General features: G+C 29.9%; 20 protein-coding genes and 2 tRNA genes. 8 read left to right on the plus strand and 14 right to left on the minus strand.

Going from position 1 to position 25,232, the window contains the following annotated elements; genetic code table 11:
- Positions 1-85 precede the first annotated feature (85 nt).
- A complete protein-coding gene (gene secF / locus EHF_RS04260) occupies positions 86-967 on the minus strand; it encodes a protein translocase subunit SecF (RefSeq protein ID WP_044195608.1) in 882 nt (293 codons plus the stop codon).
- 382 nt (positions 968-1,349) lie between these two features.
- On the opposite strand from secF, the gene EHF_RS04265 reads away from it, so the two are divergent.
- The gene (locus tag EHF_RS04265; RefSeq protein ID WP_044195609.1) at positions 1,350-1,718 is read left to right on the plus strand and encodes a YraN family protein; all 369 of its coding nucleotides are present in this window, start codon (positions 1,350-1,352) and stop codon (positions 1,716-1,718) included.
- A 10-nt stretch (positions 1,719-1,728) separates the two neighbouring features.
- Here the strand turns inward: EHF_RS04265 and hemA are convergent, their stop codons facing one another.
- The 3 genes from hemA to EHF_RS04280 all read right to left on the minus strand — a co-directional run bounded on the left by hemA (position 1,729) and on the right by EHF_RS04280 (position 4,320).
- Positions 1,729-2,925, minus strand: a complete 1,197-nt coding sequence (hemA, locus tag EHF_RS04270) for a 5-aminolevulinate synthase (RefSeq protein ID WP_044195612.1) — start codon at positions 2,923-2,925, stop codon at positions 1,729-1,731.
- Between the two features lie 43 nt (positions 2,926-2,968).
- The gene (gene tyrS / locus EHF_RS04275) at positions 2,969-4,219 is read right to left on the minus strand and encodes a tyrosine--tRNA ligase (RefSeq protein ID WP_044195616.1); all 1,251 of its coding nucleotides are present in this window, start codon (positions 4,217-4,219) and stop codon (positions 2,969-2,971) included.
- A gap of 27 nt (positions 4,220-4,246) precedes the next feature.
- Positions 4,247-4,320, minus strand: a tRNA-Lys gene (locus EHF_RS04280).
- Between the two features lie 214 nt (positions 4,321-4,534).
- Between EHF_RS04280 and glnA the strand changes: the two genes are divergently transcribed.
- Together glnA and EHF_RS04290 are read left to right on the plus strand one after the other, a co-directional pair.
- Entirely contained in the window at positions 4,535-5,944 is a 1,410-nt protein-coding gene (glnA, locus tag EHF_RS04285) for a type I glutamate--ammonia ligase (RefSeq protein ID WP_044195618.1), read from the plus strand.
- Between the two features lie 208 nt (positions 5,945-6,152).
- Entirely contained in the window at positions 6,153-7,130 is a 978-nt protein-coding gene (locus tag EHF_RS04290; protein ID WP_044195621.1) for a polyprenyl synthetase family protein, read from the plus strand.
- A gap of 82 nt (positions 7,131-7,212) precedes the next feature.
- On the opposite strand, the gene EHF_RS04295 is transcribed toward EHF_RS04290, so the two are convergent.
- From EHF_RS04295 to polA, 5 genes are all read right to left on the minus strand, one after another.
- Positions 7,213-9,063, minus strand: a complete 1,851-nt coding sequence (locus EHF_RS04295; protein ID WP_044195623.1) for an ankyrin repeat domain-containing protein — start codon at positions 9,061-9,063, stop codon at positions 7,213-7,215.
- Between the two features lie 60 nt (positions 9,064-9,123).
- Positions 9,124-9,840: an ATP-binding cassette domain-containing protein gene (locus EHF_RS04300; RefSeq protein WP_044195626.1), complete on the minus strand. Its 717-nt coding sequence runs from the start codon at positions 9,838-9,840 to the stop codon at positions 9,124-9,126.
- Positions 9,841-9,851: 11 nt separating this feature from the next.
- Complete coding sequence (locus EHF_RS04305) at positions 9,852-10,649, minus strand: MlaE family ABC transporter permease (protein ID WP_044195947.1); 798 nt, start codon at positions 10,647-10,649, stop codon at positions 9,852-9,854.
- Positions 10,650-11,242: 593 nt separating this feature from the next.
- Positions 11,243-11,929, minus strand: coding sequence for a ribulose-phosphate 3-epimerase (gene rpe, locus EHF_RS04310; RefSeq protein ID WP_232228941.1), 687 nt, complete (start codon positions 11,927-11,929; stop codon positions 11,243-11,245).
- Positions 11,930-12,455: 526 nt separating this feature from the next.
- The gene (gene polA / locus EHF_RS04315; RefSeq protein WP_044195628.1) at positions 12,456-15,035 is read right to left on the minus strand and encodes a DNA polymerase I; all 2,580 of its coding nucleotides are present in this window, start codon (positions 15,033-15,035) and stop codon (positions 12,456-12,458) included.
- A 323-nt stretch (positions 15,036-15,358) separates the two neighbouring features.
- Here polA and EHF_RS04320 point away from each other — a divergent pair, with 323 nt between their 5' ends.
- From EHF_RS04320 to recF, 3 genes are all read left to right on the plus strand, one after another.
- Positions 15,359-15,721: a hypothetical protein gene (locus EHF_RS04320; protein WP_052349286.1), complete on the plus strand. Its 363-nt coding sequence runs from the start codon at positions 15,359-15,361 to the stop codon at positions 15,719-15,721.
- Between the two features lie 342 nt (positions 15,722-16,063).
- Positions 16,064-16,975, plus strand: a complete 912-nt coding sequence (gene argF, locus EHF_RS04325; protein WP_044195630.1) for an ornithine carbamoyltransferase — start codon at positions 16,064-16,066, stop codon at positions 16,973-16,975.
- A gap of 459 nt (positions 16,976-17,434) precedes the next feature.
- A complete protein-coding gene (gene recF / locus EHF_RS04330) occupies positions 17,435-18,556 on the plus strand; it encodes a DNA replication/repair protein RecF (RefSeq protein ID WP_044195633.1) in 1,122 nt (373 codons plus the stop codon).
- Positions 18,557-19,184: 628 nt separating this feature from the next.
- Here the strand turns inward: recF and EHF_RS04335 are convergent.
- Both EHF_RS04335 and def read right to left on the minus strand, forming a co-directional pair.
- Entirely contained in the window at positions 19,185-19,970 is a 786-nt protein-coding gene (locus EHF_RS04335; RefSeq protein WP_044195635.1) for a uracil-DNA glycosylase, read from the minus strand.
- 15 nt (positions 19,971-19,985) lie between these two features.
- Positions 19,986-20,543, minus strand: a complete 558-nt coding sequence (def, locus tag EHF_RS04340) for a peptide deformylase (RefSeq protein ID WP_044195638.1) — start codon at positions 20,541-20,543, stop codon at positions 19,986-19,988.
- Positions 20,544-21,569: 1,026 nt separating this feature from the next.
- Here def and EHF_RS04345 point away from each other — a divergent pair.
- Together EHF_RS04345 and rpsT are read left to right on the plus strand one after the other, a co-directional pair.
- Complete coding sequence (locus tag EHF_RS04345) at positions 21,570-22,280, plus strand: lysophospholipid acyltransferase family protein (RefSeq protein ID WP_044195641.1); 711 nt, start codon at positions 21,570-21,572, stop codon at positions 22,278-22,280.
- A 212-nt stretch (positions 22,281-22,492) separates the two neighbouring features.
- Positions 22,493-22,780 carry a 30S ribosomal protein S20 gene (rpsT, locus tag EHF_RS04350; RefSeq protein WP_044195643.1) on the plus strand — a complete coding sequence of 96 codons (288 nt, stop codon included), beginning with the start codon at positions 22,493-22,495 and terminating at the stop codon, positions 22,778-22,780.
- Between the two features lie 377 nt (positions 22,781-23,157).
- On the opposite strand, the gene EHF_RS04355 is transcribed toward rpsT, so the two are convergent.
- The 3 genes from EHF_RS04355 to EHF_RS04365 form a co-directional block, all read right to left on the minus strand.
- Positions 23,158-23,739: an MlaC/ttg2D family ABC transporter substrate-binding protein gene (locus EHF_RS04355; protein WP_232228942.1), complete on the minus strand. Its 582-nt coding sequence runs from the start codon at positions 23,737-23,739 to the stop codon at positions 23,158-23,160.
- A 376-nt stretch (positions 23,740-24,115) separates the two neighbouring features.
- Entirely contained in the window at positions 24,116-25,036 is a 921-nt protein-coding gene (locus tag EHF_RS04360; RefSeq protein WP_044195648.1) for a cation diffusion facilitator family transporter, read from the minus strand.
- Between the two features lie 28 nt (positions 25,037-25,064).
- Positions 25,065-25,138, minus strand: a tRNA-Val gene (locus EHF_RS04365).
- Positions 25,139-25,232 lie beyond the last annotated feature (94 nt).

The following is a 25,232-nucleotide window of genomic DNA, read 5'->3' on the forward strand; positions in this document are numbered from 1 at the left end:
ATAAACAGCACTTACAATCCTCTAAACTTTGCTAATATTATTAGATAAAGATTGTTGCTATCTATAAAACAGCACTTATAATCCTCTAAGCTTTGTTAATATTATTAGATAAAGATGTTGTCGCTATAAATACTGATGAATATGTTCCAACCGCTATACCAAAAAACACAATTATACTCAATTCTCTAACTGTACCCTGACATAATAACATTAAAGGGATAGATGCTAACATAGTGGTACCAGACGTCAATATTGTTCTTGATAAAGTAGCGTTAATACTCATATTAATGATATCAGGTAGCTTTTTTTGTATTTTCTTCTTAAGTAATTCTCTAATTCTATCATATATTACTACTGAATCATTAACCGAATAACCAATAACTGTTAAGATTGCCGCAGTCGAAGAAAGATTAAACTCAATATTACATAAGCTAATTAACCCCAATGTTAAAACAACATCATGTATTAGAGCTAAAACACCACCTAATGCAAACCTCCACTGAAACCTTAACCACAAATATAAAAACATTCCTAACAATGAAAGTATTATTGCGCATAACCCTTCAAAAATCTGCTTATACCCAACTTGTGGCCCAACATAATCTATTTTTAAATAAGTTACTTCACCTAGTATTTCTTCTAATACACCTTTTATCTTTTCAATAGCATGCAATTGATTCGAATTTTTTTCACTCTTAAAACGAATCATTAATTCTTTATCATTATTTTTAAAACCTTGAACAGAGAAACCTATAAAACCATTTTCCTGTAGTTTTAGATTAACATTTTTAGTATCTATTTGATTCGCACGAAGTTCGATTATTATACCACCTGCAAAGTCTGTACCAAAGTATATACCTTTCAATAAAACAAGCAATATTGAAACAAGCATGAGGACACCACTACAAGATACAGCATATATCCTATACTTAGAAAAATTTATATTTGTACCACTAAGAAAAACCACTACTCAAAACTATAAATTAACTTACTAAGCCTATGTGATTTCTAATGCTTATTCAAGAAAAAACACTTTCCTATAATGCAATAAACACTAAAAATATATAATTATTATTTTTTCCTACATTAAAAAAATTTTGTATAGTAACTTTACCAATACTTCCATTATATACTCTTCTCAATAAGAACTACAGACCGTTCATTTTTAACATTGCGAGATACTTGGGAGAAATGTAGTAATCTGGTGTTTAAAGTGTAAAAGATATCATATTATAAAACATAGATGCAAATTCACTTTATAAGTTTACATAAATATAACAAACACAAAAACGTTTCTTCTACATAAGAAACTTGGTATATTGGTTTATTCATCATTTCATCATTACACAGTGTTTTACACTAAGAATTATAAGCATTTCATTTACAACATTGTAGGATATTTAGGAGAAATAGTAGTAATTTGGTTTTTAAAGTGCAAAAGATATCACGTTATAAAACACAGGTACAAATGCGTGCTAGGAGAAATAGATATAATTGCTCTTAAGAACAAACACTTAGTTTTTATAGAAGTTAAAACCAGTATATTTAGATCAGAGATTCCTATCACCAACAAGCAACAAAGATCTATTATCAGAGTAGCAAAACACTTTATTACGTACCATACAAAATTTGAAGAATACAATATAAGATTTGATTTATATTTTCTTTCACTTTCAAAAGGATTGATACATATTCCACATGCTTGGCAAGAACTTTAACTTGCTTTGATTAATCCATTATTTTAAATCTTCGCAAAACACTAACTAAAGCTTGAGTTAATTCACCTATCATCTCGTCCGTATGACAAGGTGTTGGAGTAATTCTTAATCTTTCCGTACCTACAGGCACAGTAGGATAATTGATAGATTGTATATATATCTTATACTCCTTAAGCAATACCTGTGAAATATTCTTACAAGCCATTGAATCACCTATAATAATAGGAATGATATGTGTATCTGTTTTAACAAAATTAATCCCAGCCTTAGAAAAAGACTCCTTTACTTTACTAACAACTTCACGTTGCTTTTCTCTCTCAATAGAACTATTTTTTAAATGTTCAACACTTATTCTAGCAGATGATGCAATAAGCGGGGATAATGCTGTAGTAAAAATAAAGCCAGGAGCAAAACTTCTAATAACATCCACTAAATTTTTTGATCCAGCAATATATCCTCCCATAACCCCAAAAGCTTTGGAAAGCGTTCCTTGAATGATTGTAATCCTATCAGATATGTTTTCCTGCTCTGATATACCTCCACCACGGCTTCCATACATGCCAACTGCATGCACTTCATCTAAATAAGTTATTGCATTATATTTATCGGCTAAATCACAAATCTTCGAAATCGGAGCTACATCTCCATCCATAGAATATAAAGATTCAAATATTATAATTTTAGGCACAGATATATCAACAGATTTCAAAAAATCTTCAAGATGACCAACATCATTGTGCCTGAATATATATTTTGCTCTATTACTGACTCTGATCCCCTCTATCATAGAAGAATGATTTTTTTCATCTGAAAAAACCACAATATCTGGAATCACAGAAAGCAATGTACTAATAGTAGTCTGATTTGCAACATAACCACATACAAAAGTTAGAGCAGCTGGTTTCTTATGTAAATCTGCTAATGACTCTTCAAGTTCAATAATTTCTTTTGTAGTTCCAGAAATATTCCTTGTACCTCCAGCACCTACACTACTGCCATAATTCTTGATAGCAAGAATCATATGTTCATTTTGTCCCATACCTAAATAATCATTGCTACACCACAGAGTAACTACATTATTTACACTACATTCAATAGCATAAGGAAATTGACCAGGAATACGTGAAAATCCAGTAAATTCCCTATATCGACCTTCATCTTTTATATGCTTAATTCGGTTAAAAAAGATTTCTTCATAATTTATCATAATTCCTTTTACCCTGTGCTTTAATATAAAACCTAATCAAAAATCATTCCTCTAACATTATCTTTAAATGACGCTTCTTACCACAACTCAATTTAACATAGTATGTATTGCAAAAGTCCTTTAAAGATAACTTGTAATTCATATCTAGCAAAACCACATCATTAATTTTACATCCTTTACCATTAATCAATCTTCTAGCACTACTACTACTTTTTTCCATCCCAGATATTTGAAGTAATTTTATTATAGGTAGTCCTAACTCTATATCACACCTACTCACATAAAAAGCTGATAAACCTGAATCATCATTATGCTCAAAAACTTTAAGTGCATCATTAGCAATACTTTGAGCAATTTGCTCTCCGTAACAGATTTTAGTAGCTTCAGTAGCCAATATTTTCTTTGCCTCATTAATCTCATGTCCTTGTAAAAGCTCCAACTCTTTTATTTCATCAAGAGATAAGTCTGTAAATAACCTTAAAAAACGACCTACATCTTCATCCTTAACATTACGAAAATATTGCCAATAATCAACGGGATTATACATATTACCATCCAACCACACTGCACCTTGTGCAGTCTTACCCATTTTTTCACCTGAGCTTGTAAGTACTAAATTAGTAGTAAGGCCAAAAAGTTCTGGTAATCTTAACTTCCTGCCCAATTCCACACCATTAACAATATTACCCCATTGATCAGAGCCACCTATTTGTAGTAAACAATTATGACGTCGATTTAACTCTACAAAATCATATGACTGTAACAACATGTAATTAAATTCTAAAAAGCTAAGATTTTGTTCTCTTTCCAAACGCAATCTTACACTATCAAAAGTCAACATGTTGTTTACGGAAAAATGTTTACCTATATCTCTTAAAAACTCTATATAATTTAAATCATCTAACCATTCAGCATTACGTACTAACAACGCATCGTGTGTTCCATCGCCAAATACAATAAACTTCTTTAATACTTCACAAATACCTAACGTATTTTCCTCAATCTCATTAGCAGACAGCATTATTCGTGACTTATCCTTACCAGAAGGATCACCTATTTTAGTTGTCCCATCTCCTAACAATATTATCGGTTTATGACCAAACCTCTGAAGGTGCCTTAAAACCATAATCTGCACCAAACTACCAACATGTAAACTTTTAGCAGTGCAATCAAATCCTATATACGCACGTATACATTGTTGGCCCATTAATTGATCCAAGGCACTAACGTTAGTACATTGATTAAAATACCCTCGAGAATATAAAAAGCTTAAGAACTGAGACTTGAACTTCATTTTAGAAACAGATTATTAAAAAACCAGTGATCCCGGCGCGAATCGAACGCGCGACCTACTGATTAAAAGTCAGACGCTCTACCGAACTGAGCTACGGGATCTCAACTAAAGATATATTAAGTATCTACAATGTATATTGAAGCATTTTCCTAAAATTAAGTAAAGGTTTTTCTTAATAGAATATCAATACAATTCAACTAAATATACAAGCAGAACAAATTAATTCTCTGATAAACTATAAATTATAAATTATGCATATTGCAAAACAATAAAAAACTTGATATCCTAACTGTTTTTAAGCTGGGTAATTTTATTATGTTCCTTTCTATAGAGGATACCTTAGACTACATAAAAAAAAATGCAATAAATTTTATTGACTTAAGGTTTACAGGTTCCAATGGCAAATGGCACCACATAACACGCAGTGCAGAGACTACAGACGCACAAGTGTTGTCAGCAGGAATTAATTTCGATAGTTCATCGATTCCTGGATGGCAGTCAATAGAAAAATCAGATATGATATTATTACCGGATGTAAGTACAGCCTTTATTGATCCATTTTCTGCCCAATCAACATTAGTCATAATATGCTATATAGTAGATCCATATAACCAATCCCAATATTCTAAAGACCCACGATATACAGCACAAAAAGCATCTAAATATATGTTATCTACAGGCATTGCTGATAAGTGTTATTTTGGACCAGAAGTAGAATTTTTTATATTTGACAGTGTACAATTTCACACAGGAATGTATAATTCTTACTTTAAGATAGATTCTGCAGAACACGATACTCCATTCCAAAAGAAAGAACTTTCTAACAGTCACCGTCCAAAGGCTAGAGGTGGTTACATGCCTACTCCTCCTATTGATTCATTACATGACATTCGCTCAGAAATGTTAACAATGTTCAAAGAAGTAGGTATCATACCCTTAATACATCACCATGAAGTCGCTGCATCACAGTGTGAGGTTGGATTCCAGCATGATGAATTACTATCTAGCGCAGACAACGTGCAAAAGTGTAAGTATATAGTGCATGGAGTTGCATCGTCTTATGGTAAAACTACAACCTTTATGCCAAAACCAGTAATACAGGACAATGGGAGCGGTATGCATTGTCACCAGTCCTTATGGAAAGATAATGTTAACCTTTTTGTCAATCCTGATGGCAGCATATCAGAAACCTGCTTATATTATATAGGTGGGATTATTAAATATGGCAAAGCTATCAATGCATTTGCAAATCCTTCAACAAACAGTTATAAAAGGTTAGTACCACATTTTGAAGCACCAACTTGGTTGGCTTACTCATATGAAAATAGATCCTCTGCTATCCGCATACCATACGCATCAAAAAGTGATACTAATGCTAAAAGGATAGAAGTACGCTTTCCCGATCCGCTTGCAAATCCATACCTGTGTTTTTCTGCACAGTTAATGGCTGGATTGTATGGTATACAAAATAAAGTTCATCCCGGGCCAGCAATAGATAAGAATTTATACTCACTAGATAAAACAGAGCTACAACAATTAACCTCTGTAGCCAGCTCTCTCGAAGAAGCATTAGAATGTTTAGATAATAATAGAGAATTTCTGTTAGTAGGAGGCGTATTTACTAATGATCAAATTGATTCATATATAAACCTTAAAATGCTAGAAGTAAAAGATCTAAAGTTACATCCACATCCCATTGAATTTATAAATTATTACAACTCTTAAACAAATCAACGTTGTATTTGTTGTACGGTTAGTGAGCCATCATGTTTATATACCAAATTTCAGAATGGGGGGAAATGCAATGAATAAATCATTAGGTTATTATAGAAGGTCTTTATTTGTATTCACCGCTCCATAATATATATTCAAGCCCCAATGTAACATACTAACTCAATACATGCAGTTATAAAAATTTGGAGACCTATTAAACATGATAAACAACTTTAACAATATATTTCTACAATTAAAGTCACTAGTCCAACAAGACTTAGACGAAATGGAATTTCTAATTTCACACCAAAATGATAAACACATTGCTTTAATTACAGAAATTATACATCACTTAATTAAATCCGGAGGCAAAAGGATACGTCCTATAATTTTTTTCATCATATGTAAGATGCTAAATTGTAATAATGCAAATAAAATACTAATTGCAGCAGCTATTGAATTCATACACAATGCTACATTGTTACATGATGACGTTATCGATGAAAGTGAGATAAGAAGAGGAACAAAAACATCCAATTTTATATGGGGAAACAAAGCAAGTATCCTAGTAGGAGACTTCTTACTTGCTGTATCTTTTCAATGGCTTATAGAGTGTAAGAATCTGAATATATTATCTATACTATCTCAAACATCTAATACTATTATAGTTGGAGAAGTACAACAAATGATATCTAGTCACAATATAAACATTTCTAAGGAAAAATACATAGAAATCATTTCTGCAAAAACAGCCTCTTTATTTGGAGCAACATGTGAATCCGCTGCAAATCTAGCCCAAGTAACCAATAAGGAAAAAGAAGCGCTAAAAAGTTTTGGAAACAACTTCGGTATTTCCTTTCAAATCATGGACGATATTTTAGATTATACAGCCTCAGAAGAACAATTCGGTAAAAAACTAGGAAATGATCTTTTTACAGGCAAAACTACCTTGCCTGTTATTATTGCATATCAAAATGCAACATCAAAAGAAAAAAAATTCTGGGATCAAATATCTGTAAATGCAAACTTAGAACAAGCTATATCCTATATTAAATCTCATAATGCGATTGAAAAATCAATAGATATTGCAACAATTTATGTAAATCAGGCAAAATCATGTTTGAATATTTTTGCAGAGTCAAACTATAAAATGCATCTAAACAAACTACTAGATTGTATTCTACATAGAGGATATTAAATTAGCCAAATATTTTGCAGTTATATTCAAATAGATTGAGGATTTAAAGACAAGTAAGGCTGATAATATAACTATTTTAAATTTACATCATTTTCTTAACAACATCTATTTCTTCAATATCTAAATGTGATAACAATATATTTTTCATAATTTGTTCCTTTTGATTCATCACCTCATTATCGATACGACTCACATGTTGAACATACAGAAAACAACACAAACTAACAACTGCAAAAAACACAATAGATACCACTGAGACTAACACAGTCCTATATAAACTTTGCTCAAACCCGAAAACAGGCTTGGTCTTGAATCCTAAAACAATATTTAGCGCACACAATGATAAAAATACCATAAAGACAAGTAAAAACAAAAGTTTAAAATCATCACGCTCATTCTTAACGCTCATATAGAGCTCTCTAGCATCAGACAGTTCAGTAAATTTAGAATACATTAAGTCATACATACGTTTTATAAGCGAATATAATACGTGACCATATTTACTGTGACCAACAACTTTATACTCATCTGAAAAACAGAAATTTACACATAGGGCATGTTGTGAATCGATTCTAGAATCATATATGGGTAATCTACTACTCACTTGAGAAAAATTTTGCAATAAAGCTTCAAGGTCTCTACTACATATGTTTGTCATATTAGCATTCATTATATCATACACAGTATGCCCTAAATTATTTTTGACATCACACAACTGCTCAAAAGACACCATAGTTAGCAATAATCGATAAGACTTTATACATTCAGTCATGTAAGCTTCAATTTCTTTCACTAATGCTTGGTTATTTTTTAAGGATATTTTAATCCTATTTGACATTTCAGCAATAGCCATTTCATTGGTTACAATCGGTTTCAGATTCCTATCTAAATCTTTCTTATGTAGTATGTTATAATATGAAAGCACCTTTGCAAAACTTATAAAATACATATATGAGAGAACATGTAATGGAGTATCTCCATGAGAATTTTGTTGTGTCAATATCAAGGGTGCATTTTTCGCAAAGTATCGTATAACCACATAATTCATATATGGGGCACATGCTGCATAATGCATTGGATTATTACCATAATTATCTGGTTCACTAACCATTTCAACTCTTTCATAGACTAATAATTGTATTATTTCACACAAAAAACTTTCTTGCTTTTTTTGATTGCACATATTTACAGCATAATGCACAGCATTCCTACCTCGAGCATCAAGCTTATATTGAGAGAAACTCATTAAAAGTGTTTTTACTAGTAAATATGATAAGTCCGCACACTCAGACTCACCGGTTAGAAAATACAATCTAACCAAAGCACTCATCATATCCCCAGGAAGGCTAGCATCACCAAACCCATTTGACCAAGATAAAAATTCAGAAACCTGCTGCGCAGAAATCCTCTGCTCTGCAACAGCTGTATTAATTTTATCAGCTACTATCTCCACAGCGTGTATTACAGACTTGAACATCTCTGTTCTGAGCTTTATTTTATTTTGCTGTACAACCTCCAGATCTGTTTCTTCTTGGGAAGTTTCATTATCAAGCACATTTAATAAAGTCTTGCATACTTTACCAGAAACAGACTTATACGCACGTCTCAGCTTATTAGACATTTCTTTCACTTCAGTAGCTTGCAAATCTACAGTTTGATCTTCATCTACACTAGATTGCCTAACTGCCTCTAGCAGCACTGCTTTAAGTCGCTCTTTTATAGCATTACTAGAATCACTTTGAATTTCAGATACATCATACAATGACATGATTAAATAATAGAATACTGAACCAACCTCATCTTTCAACAACAGCACATCCTCAGCTTCTAAAGATTCTAGCGTTTTTAAAAACGACATATCATATGCTAATATTTCACTAAATAAGATAGGCCGAGTATATTTCGTTATAGCTATTTTACGAACAATGAACATACTAATACCTTCTAATATAGAACTCACTCATTGTATTCAAAAATCAAAAGTATCAATTCATTAATTTCGACATATGAAATCTTTGACATACTGATTATCTATGTTCTTTATATTCTGAGCAGATTCACATGCAATAATTTTCCCGTTATATAACACAGCTATTTTACTCGCAATCTTAAAAGCACTACTAATATCATGAGTAATAGTAATAACTGTTAAATTAAATTCTTTATGACATCTTATTATGATTTCATTCACAACATCAGACATTATTGGATCCAACCCTGAAGTCGGTTCATCAAGGATCATAATTTTAGGTTCACTAACAATAGCTCTAGCCAATGCTATTCTCTTTTTCATGCCGCCAGATAACTCAATAGGATATCTATCCAGTACATCAGTACTCAATCCTACCAAATTCAATCCAGAAGCAGCAATTTCCCTTGACAACCGTTTATCACGATTAAATCTATAATGTAAGTTAAAAGCAATATTTTCACATACCGTTAAACTATCAAATAACGCACAATTTTGAAATAAAACCCCAAAATTTTTAATCAAGCTTTTATTATGTCTAATATCAACACCGCTAACAATTACCCTACCAGAAGTAGGAGTTATCAAACCTAATATTGTTTTTGCTAATACAGACTTTCCACTACCTGATTCCCCAACAATAACTAATGACTCCCCATATGCAATATCAAGACTTATTCCTTTCAGTACTTGATGTCCATGAAAATCTATATGTAAATCAGATAAAGAAATATAATTCATAAAATCAACTACTATGAATAAAATACAGTAATAATATAATTGAATAAGATGATAAACATGGATGAGACAACAACAACATAAGTAGTGGCCAATCCAACACCTCTAGCTCCACCACTACAATAATAACCGCTATAACACCCCATAAAGGATATTATAAAACCAAACACTGTTGCTTTAACTAAACCTAAAGTAATATCTCGAACATGCAAAAACTTCATCACTCCCCTTATATACATTTCAGAAGTATATCCCAACTGATATGAGCCAATAATATATCCACCGTAAGCACCAATTAAATCAGCACATACAATCAATATAGGCATAGCAATCATCGCAGAAACAATACGAGGAACAATCAAATATTTAAATGGATGAGTATCTAATGTAAACAAAGCATCTATTTGCTCAGTAATACGCATAGTACCTATTTCAGCAGCAATAGCTGCTCCTACACGTCCTGCAATAATAAGACCAATCAATACTGGCCCTAATTCCCTTACAATAGCAACAACTACTACTCCAGAAACAAAATCACTTGAAACATCATTACGTATTATTAGAAAATTCTGTAAAATTAACACTGCACCAGTAAATATTGCAGTAATACCAACTATGGGTAGTGAGAAAAAGAATATCTCTATAAATTGTTTTAATATAACCCCATAGTAATAAGGAGGCACAAAACAATTATATACAAACCTTACAAAAAAAACAAAAGAATGTCCTATATTAAAAATTACACCAATTACGTACCTGCCAATAGTTTGCAATAACCAAACTGGCATTAAATATAAACGTAAAAACTGCATGACAATACACCACATCTTTTCAAGTAGCAACATAAACAAACTTCATACCACACAACTTACTTTATTAGTCACAACAAAACCTTCAGCTGTAAATTAAGCACAAAATTATATTAAACCTTATTGAAATGAGATATATCTAATTAATTAATATATTAGATAAACTCCTTAAGCAAATCAGTGTAACAAAAAACCTGTTTTTATAAAACTATAATTTTACAAACCACAAACATTTGAAATAAATATTACAACACTAAATATCTATACTCATAGCTTAAATCACTCTAGTGATTTATATGAGGCTCACTAGATCATATAATACATTAATATAAAAAATTTAAGATTCTATAAAGTTACTCACATATTATATGGTATAATATATCTGTTTTAGCTTATTTAGTGCAATATTATATTATCAGATATTACCTGTATATTCTGATTTTTCAAGATAATAATAGAATATAAACATAAAAGACTATACAGTATCAGACCTAAACACATATCTTACCAATTACAATAAAAATAATATGGGAAAATCTATAATCTAATTAAAAAAATAAACATAAGAAAATATTAACGTTTCAAATATAGAAAACCTATAAACAAGACTTAAGTTGCTGTATATAATCTAACATATTACCTGCCTTAAAAATTGCAGACCCAACAACTAAAATATCTGCACCAGCTTCGACTACACTTTTAGCATTCCCAATATTAATACCACCATCTACAGCTATTTTAGTTTTTAATGAATACTTCTCTATCATGTCACGAACACATGAAATTTTATCTAACTGAGATGCAATAAATTGCTGTCCCCCAAAACCAGGATTTACCGTCATAATCAACACAAGATCAAGTTCAAAAATAATATACTCTAAAATATTATAGTGAGACGTTGGAACAAGAGATAACCCAGCACTTCTTTTATAAGATTTAACCTTCCTTATTACACGATCTAAGTGTATATCAGACTCCGCATGAACAGTAATCATATCTGCTCCCGCATCAACAAAAGCTTCTATATAATTACTAGGAGAATTAATCATGAGATGCACATCAAACGGAATAGTTGTATACTTTCTTATTGCAGAAATAACAACAGGCCCTATAGTAATATTAGGTACAAAATTACCATCCATCACATCTATGTGGATATAATCTACACTTGCATCTGCCAGCATCTCTACTGATTTACCTAAATTAGCAAAATCTGCTGATAGTATAGAACTAGATACTTCTATAATTTTTGTTTTACTAAAATTATTCTTTTTTGTTAACACGTGAATTTTGATAATGAAACATACAGTTTACAGTCTATTGAATTTCACATAATTTTCAAGCATGTAGAAAAACAACAAGTATTTTTGATCTTTCTTGATGGAATTAAGATTACATATACTATAAAGAAATTACATCAAATTCAGTAAAATTACACACACAATTCACCTATAATTACTATCCTAATAATCTAAGCTAAAAATGTTTTTTAAAGCAAGCTTCTTATAAAATTAGTGACTAAATATTTTTAACTCACTCTTCAATACAATCCATGCAAATAAATACTCTTAATCTATAATTTACGAAAATTACAGCAACATAACTTTAATTCATGACACTAGAATATCAAGTTATTTTATATCACCATTATCTTAGTAATAACATCACATTTTTTAAGCTAACAAAATACAGTATTATCACAATTATATTAAACCTATTTTTACTATATAGTATTTAAATCAATACTAATCAACTTCAATGGCACTGTTCTAACCATAACTAGCGTCAATATCAGTTATGAACTAAAAACTACTTTTTACTATATGGAACTAGATCAGCCCAATTATCTCCTACAGAGACATCAATTTTTAATGGTACTGACAATTTAATCACACCTTCCATTACTTCTGTTATGACTTCTACTGTGTAATCTACATATTCTTCTAAAACTTCAAATAGCAATTCATCATGCACTTGAAGTATAAGTGAACCATTTGTAATTCTATCAAACAAGTGAATCATTGACATCTTTATTATATCAGCTGATGTCCCTTGCAAAGGAGCATTAATAGCTGCCCTTTCAGAGAAATTTCTCGCCGTAATATTACTGCTATTAATATCTTTTACAAAACATTTTCTACCAAAAATAGTCCTAGTATAACCATGAGTTTTTGCATAAATCTTAATATTATCCATATAAGATTGAATTTCCGGATATGACTTAAAATAGTTATCAATATATGCACTTGCTTCGGACTTAGAAATACCAAGCTGTTTAGCTAGACCAAATGCACTCATACCATAAATGATACCAAAATTTATTGATTTTGCCTTTCTTCTTAAGTTTTTATCTAAATTTTGGGTCCCAAATATCTGTCTTGCTGTTATTGAATGTATATCTTGATCTAAAGAAAATGCATCTTTAAATGCCTGTACATTGGCTATATGTGCTATTATTCGCAGTTCTATTTGTGAATAATCAGCAGAAATTAGCTTGTATCCTCTTTTTGCAACAAACGCTCTTCTTATAGCACTACCTTCCTCACTCCTAATTGGAATATTCTGTAAATTTGGATTGCTTGAACTCAACCTACCAGTAGCAGTTGATATCATAGAGTAAAAAGTATGTATTCTCCCACTATTACTATCTATCTGCTTCCCCAAAGCATCAGTATAAGTACCTTTTAACTTTGTAAAATGACGCCATTTTAATACTTTATCCGCTATTTCAATTTCATTAAATACAAGATCATTTAAAACTTCAGCATCTGTACTATAACTACCTGAACTTAATCTTTTACCTTTCTTTATACCCATCTTATCAAATAAGATACTTCCCAACTGTTTTGAAGATGCAATATTAAATTCTGTTCCTGAAAGTCTATATATTTCATTTTCTAGCATATTGATGTTTTTTGAAAAAGTAGATGACAATGTTTTTAAAATATCAATATCAATCAATATACCCGTCTTTTCCATGCTATCTAACACATGAATCAACGGTTTCTCAATCCTTTCATAGATAGTATACAATTGATTTGCAAATAGCTCCTTCTTAAGTAGCTTATGCAACAACAATAAAGTTGTAGCTTCTATGTTAGTAACATCTTGCTTAACATTATAACTAACTAGATTTCGTAATGAATGATTATGTGCACTTGGATTTAAAACATATGACATTATCATAATATCATCAAAAGCTATAATATTCACATCAGGAATAATTTTCAACAATGTCTTTACATCATATATTACTTTTAACACATAATTTAAACTAAGTACTGATTTAATAAGCCCTAATGCATTATCTATATGATCTTTATCAATATGGAGCAAAACGTCTTTCCTATAGGATAAAGAAATGCTATCAATAGCATTATCGGTTACTTCTATATGTAACGCCATTATTCCTTCACTTTTACAGTTTTCAACAAATACTTTAAATGACTCAGCAGAGTAGTGTATAACCTTGTTATTAACCATAGTATCACTACTATCATTAGAATTTTGGTTAGTAGATGATGTGCTTGTTTTTAAAATCTTATTAACTTTGCTTTCTAAAGAATGCAATTCATATTTCTTGAAAAATTCCATTAATTCCTGTATCTTAGAAACCTGAAAAACATATTTTTCTATATCCTCACATATATCTATCTTATCATACAAAGTTACCAATTTACGAGATAATATCGCCTGACTACTATACTGAACTATTGATTCACGACACCTATTTGTTTTAATTTCATGTGCACGTAATAACAAATCATCTAATGACTTAAAATCATTAAGCAGCCTCGCTGCTGTTTTGACTCCAATACCTGGAACCCCAGGTATATTATCTGATGCATCCCCTGTCAAAGATAAGAAATCCAACAACTGACTTGATGATATGCCAAATTTACTTCGTACATCCTCTTCCTCAATGTATTTATTTTTCATCGGATCAAATATATAAATACCGTATTTTAGAAGTTGTAATAAATCTTTATCCGATGTTACAACTGTCACTTTAATATCTTGTAATTTGCAATATTTTTTACCCAAAGTCGCTATGACATCATCCGCTTCATACCCCACCACTTCTTCAGAAGCTATGTTAAAAGCACTGACGGTTTCTCTTAACAATGAAAATTGCGATATTAAGTCATCAGGAAGCTTAGGACGATTGCTTTTATATTCTGGATATATATCATGACGAAAATTCTTACTACCAGTATCAAATACAACAACTAAATAATCAGTTTCATGTTTTTCTATATACTTTAAAAAAATATTTATAAAACCATAAACTCCACCAATAGGCAATCCATAAGATGTTCTAAGATTTGGTAAAGCATAGTATGCTCTGAAGAGTAATCCATAAGCATCTATAATTGTAAAAACACGCATTATTTAAACATGCTATATAAAATCTACAAATTCTACACTTTACAATTTTATTAGTACACACAATTCCATAATCAAACGGATTATAAAACTCATGCAGCTTTTGCTAAACTCAAAGTATAGTAGAATTTTACACAATAACAATCAATCATATAGACATAAAATCCGTTATATCATCAATATAGAACAACATACTACAAAAACCATGTTTACATATAAACACCACAAAATTAACTAGAAAAAGTTTTTTCGATAACATAAATTATCTATTATTTAATAAAATCACATTAATATTTTTAGTAAGTACAATTATTGGTATACTAAATATGATAAGCACAAAAAACACTGACACAACACAAAAAACGAAAACTAGAACTCGGAAGACAAACACTACAAATAAGAATAAATCTGAAAGCCTTGATACTAATAACATCACTCAAGCTGCAACATTAGATTCACAAGTACAGAAATCTGAAAGCCTTGATACTAATAACATCACTCAAGCTGCAACATTAGACTCACAAGTACAGAATAGTGATGCTACTTTAAGTAATATGGATTTAATTAATCTTAAAAAAGTAGAATCTGATGAAGCAGAAATAATATATAAACCAAATACTCCACAACAATCTAGTTTTCTCAAAGATTTATGGCATTCACTCAAGGAGTATTTTTCATCAACACAATAATCCAAATCTTTTAGGTCAGGGAATTCTTTACTAAACATACATTAAATTCAAGCTTGTGTATATATAAGCATTTTATATAACAAATTTAAAATCAATGGGCAGTAGTAAATATAAAGTACCAAGTATGCACAAGCAAAAACTATTGACATAAAATATATTTTATGTTGAAATGCCGTTTTCCTTATTATCTCGTTTACATAAGAAGGCATTTTCCAGTGAAGACGTCAAATAATAAAAAAAGCAAAAATTACATCTTATTAGTCTTACTAATAATTTTAGTAGTCATATTGTTTTTTACATCAATAGTAAGAGTTAAATTCTAGAGTTAGGTTATAAAATGTCATGAATAAATCAAGTACTTATTCTTTTACAGATCTTAATTTACATACGAAAGAAGAGCTAAGAACAATCTTAAATTACGGCTCTACAATTAAAAAAAATCCTAACCCATATAGAAAGCATCTACTAGATAAAAATGTAGCTTTAATATTCCTTCAGCCATCAACACGTACAAGAATATCATTTGAAGTTGGAGTCAATCAATTAGGTGGAAATGCTATTGTTCTTAATGAAAAAGACACTCAATTAGCAAGAGGTGAATCCATTTATGATACAGCTAAAGTTCTATCAAGATATGTTGATTTAATAGTAATAAGAATACTAGAACATAATTCTCTACTTGAATTAGATAAGCACAGCACAGTTCCAATAATTAACAGTCTTACACAACATAGTCACCCATGCCAAGTTTTAGCTGACATTATGACTTACGAAGAAAAAATGGGCCCTATAGAAAATTCTACAGTAAGTTGGATTGGAGACTTCAACAACATGCTAGTATCTTGGATACATGCTGCAGCAATATTAAACTTCAGATTAAACATTTCAACTTTAGAATACTCAAAAAATCTTGACTTACTACTCAAGTGGGCAAAAAAGAAAGGCAACAATATTACATACGATAAAAATCCTTATAACATCATTTCAGATGCAGACATCATTACTACAGACTCTTGGGTTTCAATGGGCTTTGAAAATAAAATCAAAACTGAATTCTTTGAATACCAAGTTAATGCTAATCTTCTCAAAAAAGCTAAACCCAACTATATGTTTTTGCATTGTTTACCTGCACACAGAGAAGAAGAAGTAACATCTGAAATAATAGACGGACCAAATTCATATATATTTGACGAGGCAGAAAACAGATTACATATTCAAAAAGCAATTATGTTATGGTGCTTAAACCTGTTATAACATAAGCCTATGTTGTTACATACTTTAAGTTAAGTTCATACAATTAAAACAGAAGTTTTTAAAATAATAAAATAAATCTCTTGCAGTATGACAACTTCTTCAGAAGTAACAGATTAACACTATACCTAAAGTCAAATAATATCGCAAATAGGTCACAAATCTTACATGATAAACTATTTTCCGCTTCCTTATAAAAACATATGGGATTCATTATTATATAAGAAGATTTTGATTCATGAATAAAATCAATTACAGAACTATACCCTCATAAATATCTAACTTTATAAACTATAAGACAATAAATATTCAACCAATACAGCTTTACACATTAAAAACTAATATGAAATTTTCTATAGTATTTAACATAACAATTTATATATAACAAATGAGTAGTCCTTGCAGAAAAAATTGATATAAGTATAAAATTTCCATTCTAAGTAAAAAAAGGAATATTATTAGATGTCATCTGTAGAAAAATCTTACATACACAATTTGCGGCTAGTAAATTTTCGTAACTACTTAAACCTTGAGTTAGATACCTCTAGTAAGTCAGTCGTATTACTTGGAAAAAATGGTGTAGGAAAAACAAATATATTAGAAGCAATTTCTCTACTATCAAAAGGTACTGGTATCAGGGGAGTTAACACAGAAAGTATGCAAAACAGTGCATCTCACTCTCCATGGAGCATTTCGTACCAAATTCATACACAAAATGGTATCTATCCAATTGCAATTTCACGAAATAATAATAAACGCACTATTCTAATCAGTAATAAGAACCAAAGCTACATCACATTGCATAAAATTACAAGTGTCATATGGTTGATACCACAATTAGATCATATTTTTTTAAAATCACAAAGTGAAAGATTAAGATTTTTCGACAGAATAGCACATATCTTCGATACAAAATACGCTACATACATTATAAAATACAACAAAGCAAAACAAGAACGCAGCAAGTTGTTGCATAACAACTCCATAGATAATTTTTGGTTATCCAGTTTAGAAAGTATCATTGCAGATAATGGAATGAATATTGCACGCATAAGATTCAATGTTTTACGAATATTACAAAATATCTTATCCCAAAACAGTAGATCCCATGCTTTTTTTAAAGCAATTATAAAAATCCAAAGCCAAGTATCTGATTTATTGGATCAAGAAAATTCTGTTGAACTATACAAAGAACATTTAAAAAAAAATAGAACTAAAGATTCATTAAGTAATTTAGTAAATTTCGGAGTCCATAATGATAATTTTCAAATATTTCATTTAGAAAAAAACTTAATAGCCAATCATTGTTCAACCGGAGAACAAAAAATTCTATTATTATCATTAATTTTATCTTCTGTCTTAGCAAAACAAAATATTGAAGAATATCCAATATTATTACTAGATGACGTAATGTCCCATTTAGACGCACATCATCAAGAAAAATTACTAGAAACTATAAGAGACATAAAATGCCAGGTATGGTTGACAGATATCGATCTCACACAACAAAATTTTATAAAATATAGAGAACATTTTAAGTTTTTTCATGTAGCAAACAATACAATAACCCACAACAATATTTAATATACCATAAAATATATTTGCACTTTCAAGCAATAACAATTTCTATTAAATATAAATCTAAATAATTTTTTTAGAAGATGATACTTATACATAAAATATTCTACAAATAATATCAATTAAACACAGTAGAAATATATTTCACGCCTTATACACATAATTACTGTATCCACATAAGATTTCCTATAACAAAATAATCAAAAACCTCCATAGTCTTCTTGTGCATTTTAATAAATGTCACACACATCATTAACTTATATTCTAAATAATAAAATTAATAATAGCTTACAACTGCTTGTAGTCTTGATTTATAGAATTGTATAAAACTGATTTATCAGTATCTCTGTATATGCAAAACTAATTGCTAGCTTATTTATAGTACACCACAACATATGTTCAAACATGAATTACAAATTCATTTAGAACATCATTTAAAGTCTCAGATTTCTGAGGATATTTGTATATTTATAAAAGTAAAATATTTTTACATTATAAACTTGATCTATTACAAATTTTCTAAACAGTTTCTCAACATAAACACTCGACAGCTACAACACTACTTCGTAACATGAATCAAGCCTTAGCATACCCCCAACAGAATATTTTGTATAAAAAGCACACTATTTCCGCATTATAAAGTATCAAAATAACGCTTAATTTGTTTTAAATCTTCCCAAGCAATACGTTTCTGCATTGGTTGACGTAATAAGTATGATGGATGAAATATAATAGCTGTAGTAATACTATGCTGAAAAAATTGATTACTATATGAATGAAATCTCCCTCTAAGTTTAGATATAGGATTTTTAGAATCAAGCATAGAATAACATGCAGTACTTCCAACCAATACTAATATTTTAGGCATAATCAAAGCTATATGTTTTTCTACAAAAGGCTTACATACCGCTATTTCAAAATCTGTTGGTCTTCTATTACCAGGGGGACGCCAAAAAACAGCATTGCTAATATACACAGTAGTTCTGTCAAAGCCTATTGCCTGTAACATTTTATCAAGTAGCACACCACTAGCACCACAAAATGGGATACCTTTTAAATCTTCATTCGCTCCCGGAGCTTCTCCTATTAACATTACTTTTGCTTTAGGATTTCCATCAGCAAATACAGTATTTGTTGCTAAATTTTTTATATCACATCCATCAAAAGATTCTATAGCACTTTTCAACTGCTCTATGGTATTGCATTGTTCAGCAAGATTTTGAGCTTTTAATAAATAGTACCCTTCTGTATTTTCTTTAATACTTGCCTTTTTCTCTTCCATACCATATCCTGTACTATTACTACTTTGTAAAGATAGATTTTTATTTGCAAAAGTATTACACTCTACATCTTCTAACGTACAATCAACACCACTTTCATGATAAAACTTTAATACTTCCAACAAGTCTAAGTTATTCACTATCAACACCAACAATTATAATAGGTCAGTTTGTTCTTTTTTTCTCACTTTTTCTATTGCAAAATCACGCTTAAATTTAGATAGGTACTTTAAAAACACAATCCCATTTAAATGATCAATTTCATGTTCTAAACACCTAGCAAGCCATCCTTGGGCTCTAATTATACACTCATTACCATTATAATCTAGATATTGAACAGTAACATACTGAGAACGCACTACATAATCAAAATAACCAGGAACAGACAAGCATCCTTCTCTTAAATTAATTTTCTCTTCAGATAAATCAACAATCTTAGGATTAATTATACAGTAAGGTCCTCCATATAGTTCATATCCTTCTATTTTATTTTTAATATCCTCAGAATTGCCAAGTTCTTCCGGAACATTCACAACAAGAATACGTTTATGAATACCAACTTGAACAGCAGCTAACCCTAGCCCCTGATTAGCGTGCATTGTTTCAAACATATCATCAACTAACTTTTTTATAGATTGATCTACTTCTTTAACTTCTTCAGAATATAATGACAATTTTTTATCAGGAACAGTAACAATTGGTAAAACTGACATTGATTTCCTTATAACTGTTTGTTATTAGAACTAACCTATTATATTACACGAAACAAATATTAATTCAAGATTTACAACGTCGCTGTATACCTCATCAGTACCCATTTATAGTACTATATATGATATTTTTACTATACTTGTATCTGATTCTCATTATAAATATTATTTTGTGAATAAATGTAATACCATCTATTCTACAAAGCTATTGGATAAAGTGGACTATGGAGTACCTAACAATAAAACCTGTTGATTATCATATCAAAATATTAACCTAAAAATCTTCATTTTTGTCCTTAAAGATACATATTACTTCTATTAATATTCCAACTTACTAAATACTGCACCTTATAAATTGAGTATGCTTACAAAAACCTTAAGCATTTTTCATATGTTCCTATATCACAGCTTTTTTATTAATAAGGGTATTTCCAATAATACACCTGTATAATAGTTTGGGACCTTAAGGGAAGATATTATATAAATACTTCTTCATTAGGTATTTATGTTACTACTTTACAAACTACCTCTAAGTTTTACTACACACCTACTCTATTATTATACATTACTAAAAAATCTAGGATTCTGAATCTGAAAAAGTAGAACATCAATTTATGAAATAATCATTATCATTTATCCTAAGTTTATTCACTTACACATATGTACACTTCTATATTATTTACTGTAAGTATTGTAAATTTTTGACGTTTATAATGCTTATTAACATATATTGTTATACCGTGTGCAAAGAATTTTAGACAAACACTTGCTATATGTATTATTTTTTAATATCTACATAGTTTTATCTTAGATTATATAAAAACAGCTGTGTACATCCACCTACATAATCTACATCTGTCAAACTGATTTACCTATCCACATTTCCCATATCTATAACAACAATTTCCTACAAGAAGAGTGATAATTGTAAAACTAATACCCATTTTATAATATTAAAAATAGGTTGTCTTTAGAATTATAGATTATATTATATTCATATAAAGCCAACACTAGGACATTAGATTCACAATGCTGTTTTATATATTATCAACACTTTTTACAGCACTACATGCTATAATATTTCTACCATTATACTTGATACTTCCGATCTCATTAAAAATAAAATGTTCAGTTTATGGCATAAAAGTAATATTATTTTTATGTAAAACCATAGACAAAATAGGCTATGAAATACGTGGGTACGAAAACCTACCCAACAATTCTCCATATATTATTGCATCGGAACACCAATCTCCTTTGGAGACGTTAATACTGTTTACTATATTTAAAGATCCAGCATACATTCTAAAAAAAGAGTTAAGGTATCTACCAATTTTTGGCATATACTTCATGCTACTAAAAATGATATTCATTAACCGTCACCAAAAAATTCAAGCTTTAAAACATATATTAAAAACAACAAGCCTATATGTAAAGGAAGGAAGAACAGTTATAATTTTTCCTCAAGGCTCAAGAGCAATACCAGGAACAAAAGTAACTATAAAATCAGGTGTTGCAGCCATATATAGTCAGTTATCAATTCCTATAGTACCAATAGCAGTCAATACTGGTCTATTCTGGCCAGCTAGTATTTGCTCCTTAAGAAAAAGACCTGGCAAAGCTATCTTACAAGTTTTACCTCCTATCTATCCTGGATTAACCAAACAAGAATTTACAAATGAACTTGAAAGAAGAATTTCAACAGCAAGCAATTTACTAATTAAGGAGGCTTTACAATAACCTGCCCATCCCTATCATTCACAATACTTCTTTAATTATGTGTGGTTGTTCGTACTAATTCAACCATAATTACAAATGAAAAAAATAACGTTTTAAACTATACTTTTCCTTGCTACCTTGTTGTTAAATATCACAAACATATAAAACTCTTGCATTGATTGAAATTTACTTATAGAGTTTATATAGAAAACGATAAGATAGGTTATTTAGGTATGGCAAATCACCCAAGTGCTAAAAAAATGATTAAGGTAATAAAGAAGCGCACTATGGTTAATCGTATGCGAAAAAGTAAAGCACATAATTACGTAAAAAAATTTATGGCTGCTTTAGCTGCAGAAAACAAGGAGTTAATGGTTGAAACATTTAAAAAAGCTGAATCAAACTTACATAAGTGTGTCAATAAAAGAATTATACACAGAAATACTGCAGCAAGAAAAATTAGTCGTATGGCTCTAAAGTTAAAAACATTTGACTTACAACAACAAGCAAGAGCTGTGTAAACTATATTCAGTTTTTGCAAAAGCTGATGCTTTTCTTATTTATGGTATGCTAGATTTTTATAGCATTTTCATTTCCTTATAATCCATAGGCTGGCTTTCTAAGAGTGTACAGAGCCTATCAAAAATACAGGCTTTAGATTTTGTTAAGTTTGTTAATTAATAAAACTTTACTTCGTATCAAATATCATTAAAGCAACCAACAATTAGTGTTTGTCATAGATTTAGTTGCCTCAGATGAACATAAAAAGGATTACTATTAAAACCCTTACATAGGTGATTATTACTCCGAATAGTTTAAATAACATATAATTCTAGTTGTAAACACAATAACCCTAACTGATAAATATTACTTTTAATTTATAAACAACAGAACCAAATTAATACTTAGCAGAAGCATTTTCTGACTGAAAATAAGATATCATTCCATCAATACCTTGTTTACTTATCATATTTTTAATCATAGAACGCTGAACTATAGCAAAACTAATTGCATTATTAATTTTTATATCAGACAATAGAAATCTACCATCAACATCACTTAACTTAAATTCAACTATTACAAAATTATTAACATCTCTTTCATGTGATAACCTAGTATTAATCAAGTAATGATCTTTTTTTGGATTCTTAATAGATAGAACACTCATATTATAAACAGAATACTTACATAATTGCTCACTGTACATTCGTCTAATATATTGACTATATTCATTAACAAACTTTTCCTGTTCATCAGTAGACATAGTGTTCCAATATGATCCTACAACAAATTTTGAAATATCTTTTATATTAAGCACTCTATCAACTATGGATTGAATACTAGAATACATTTCAGCTTTATCTTGAATCTCTTGGATACTAACTTCAATTTGATTTTTTAATGCAACAATAAAATAGCATGGTCTAATATATTCTCTACATGCTTCAGTATCATCATAACCAAAAGCACTATTAAACATAAAAAACAAGCTAATAAAAAATAACCTACAGACAAAATTATTAATCATTTCAATCTACTTAATTTATACCTATATATAATTAAGGCTGCTTATCTTACCATTAACTACAATACATCAACACACACACTATCACTTCTAATCAACCGTCTATATAGAATATAACACAAATTAATAAATATACATTTAATGTTATGTGATATTGTCATACTCAATATTATATAATGGACAATACAATCAAAAAATTATTATTTAATATTTAAAAATCAAAACTAAAGAAGAGTTGAACTTACCTACTTTTACGGTAAAGAATTAGGAATCATCCAACTAAGTCATTGTCAGAGAATAAATCCTTAATCATACCCTATAGCCCCACTCATTAATTATGAGCTGCTTCAATCATAACACTATCATCAGCACAATTATCATATTCGGCTTCAATAGTAACATGAATAATACAAAAATCTTTGCTCAGCAACTTTTTTATAGACACTAAAACTTGACTATATTTTAAATTATTAGTTACAGCTGCTTTATCGAGTTTAACATGCATTGTCATAATTGGATGATCTGTAGTCAACGACCAAATATGAATATGATGAACATCTAAAACTTCAGTAATGCTTTCACAAATAGCTTGTTTAATTTTATCTGGATTCACAGTATCCGGAGTACCTTCAAGTAAAATATGACCAGAATTTTTAATAATCCTACATGCACCACCAAGTATTATAATACTGACAAACACTGATAAAAGAGGATCCATTATCTGCCATGAAGTAAACATAATTACAATAGAAGCAACAATTGCTGCAACAGACCCTAATAAATCACCAACAACATGTAAAACTGCACTTTTCAGATTCAGATTGTTCTCATTTTTTCTATACAATAGAAAAAATGACACAATATTTGCTATTAATCCTAATACTGCAACAGACATCATAATTTCCCAGCAAACTTGCTCTGGAGAAAAAAAGCGTTTTATTGATTCTAAAATGATCAAAATAGCTATACCAAATAAAGTCAGTCCATTAATAAAAGCAGCAACAACTTGAAAACGATGATAACCATAGGAAAGACATGAATCTGACTTTCTCATAGCAACTTTATAAGCCAACCAACTCAACAACAAAGCAATAAAATCAGTAAACATATGTCCAGCATCTGAAAGCAATGCTAAAGAATTTGATATTACCCCTCCAACTACTTCTATAATCATCGTAATAATTATAACAAGAATAGCATATATTAGCTTATTTTCATGCTTGGAAGGCTTATTTTTATGAATAAGTGACATTTTATCACCAAATTTACGTCAGATTTAGTGGGCAATACTGGATTCGAACCAGTCACCTCTTGCACGTCAAGCAAGTGCTCTAACCAAATGAGCTAATTACCCACCAATTAACATAATAAGGAATATCCTGTAAAAGTCAACCATACATGATTGATAGAAGCCAGCTGAGCAATAGGAATCAAGTAATATTAGACTT

It is taken from the genome of Ehrlichia japonica (assembly GCF_000632845.1).
GTDB classification, from domain to species: Bacteria; Pseudomonadota; Alphaproteobacteria; order Rickettsiales; family Anaplasmataceae; genus Ehrlichia; species Ehrlichia japonica.

What these genes read in the sequence shown, in the direction of transcription:
- hemA (WP_044195612.1), bottom strand. Translation starts at nt 2,925, where the DNA reads ATGATAAATTATGAAGAAATCTTTTTTAACCGAATTAAGCATATAAAA.
- tyrS (WP_044195616.1), bottom strand. Translation starts at nt 4,219, where the DNA reads ATGAAGTTCAAGTCTCAGTTCTTAAGCTTTTTATATTCTCGAGGGTAT.
- glnA (WP_044195618.1), top strand. Translation starts at nt 4,535, where the DNA reads ATGTTCCTTTCTATAGAGGATACCTTAGACTACATAAAAAAAAATGCA.
- EHF_RS04290 (WP_044195621.1), top strand. Translation starts at nt 6,153, where the DNA reads ATGATAAACAACTTTAACAATATATTTCTACAATTAAAGTCACTAGTC.
- EHF_RS04295 (WP_044195623.1), bottom strand. Translation starts at nt 9,063, where the DNA reads ATGTTCATTGTTCGTAAAATAGCTATAACGAAATATACTCGGCCTATC.
- EHF_RS04300 (WP_044195626.1), bottom strand. Translation starts at nt 9,840, where the DNA reads ATGAATTATATTTCTTTATCTGATTTACATATAGATTTTCATGGACAT.
- EHF_RS04305 (WP_044195947.1), bottom strand. Translation starts at nt 10,649, where the DNA reads ATGCAGTTTTTACGTTTATATTTAATGCCAGTTTGGTTATTGCAAACT.
- polA (WP_044195628.1), bottom strand. Translation starts at nt 15,035, where the DNA reads ATGCGTGTTTTTACAATTATAGATGCTTATGGATTACTCTTCAGAGCA.
- EHF_RS04320 (WP_052349286.1), top strand. Translation starts at nt 15,359, where the DNA reads ATGATAAGCACAAAAAACACTGACACAACACAAAAAACGAAAACTAGA.
- argF (WP_044195630.1), top strand. Translation starts at nt 16,064, where the DNA reads ATGAATAAATCAAGTACTTATTCTTTTACAGATCTTAATTTACATACG.
- recF (WP_044195633.1), top strand. Translation starts at nt 17,435, where the DNA reads ATGTCATCTGTAGAAAAATCTTACATACACAATTTGCGGCTAGTAAAT.
- def (WP_044195638.1), bottom strand. Translation starts at nt 20,543, where the DNA reads ATGTCAGTTTTACCAATTGTTACTGTTCCTGATAAAAAATTGTCATTA.
- EHF_RS04345 (WP_044195641.1), top strand. Translation starts at nt 21,570, where the DNA reads ATGCTGTTTTATATATTATCAACACTTTTTACAGCACTACATGCTATA.
- rpsT (WP_044195643.1), top strand. Translation starts at nt 22,493, where the DNA reads ATGGCAAATCACCCAAGTGCTAAAAAAATGATTAAGGTAATAAAGAAG.
- EHF_RS04355 (WP_232228942.1), bottom strand. Translation starts at nt 23,739, where the DNA reads ATGTTTAATAGTGCTTTTGGTTATGATGATACTGAAGCATGTAGAGAA.
- EHF_RS04360 (WP_044195648.1), bottom strand. Translation starts at nt 25,036, where the DNA reads ATGTCACTTATTCATAAAAATAAGCCTTCCAAGCATGAAAATAAGCTA.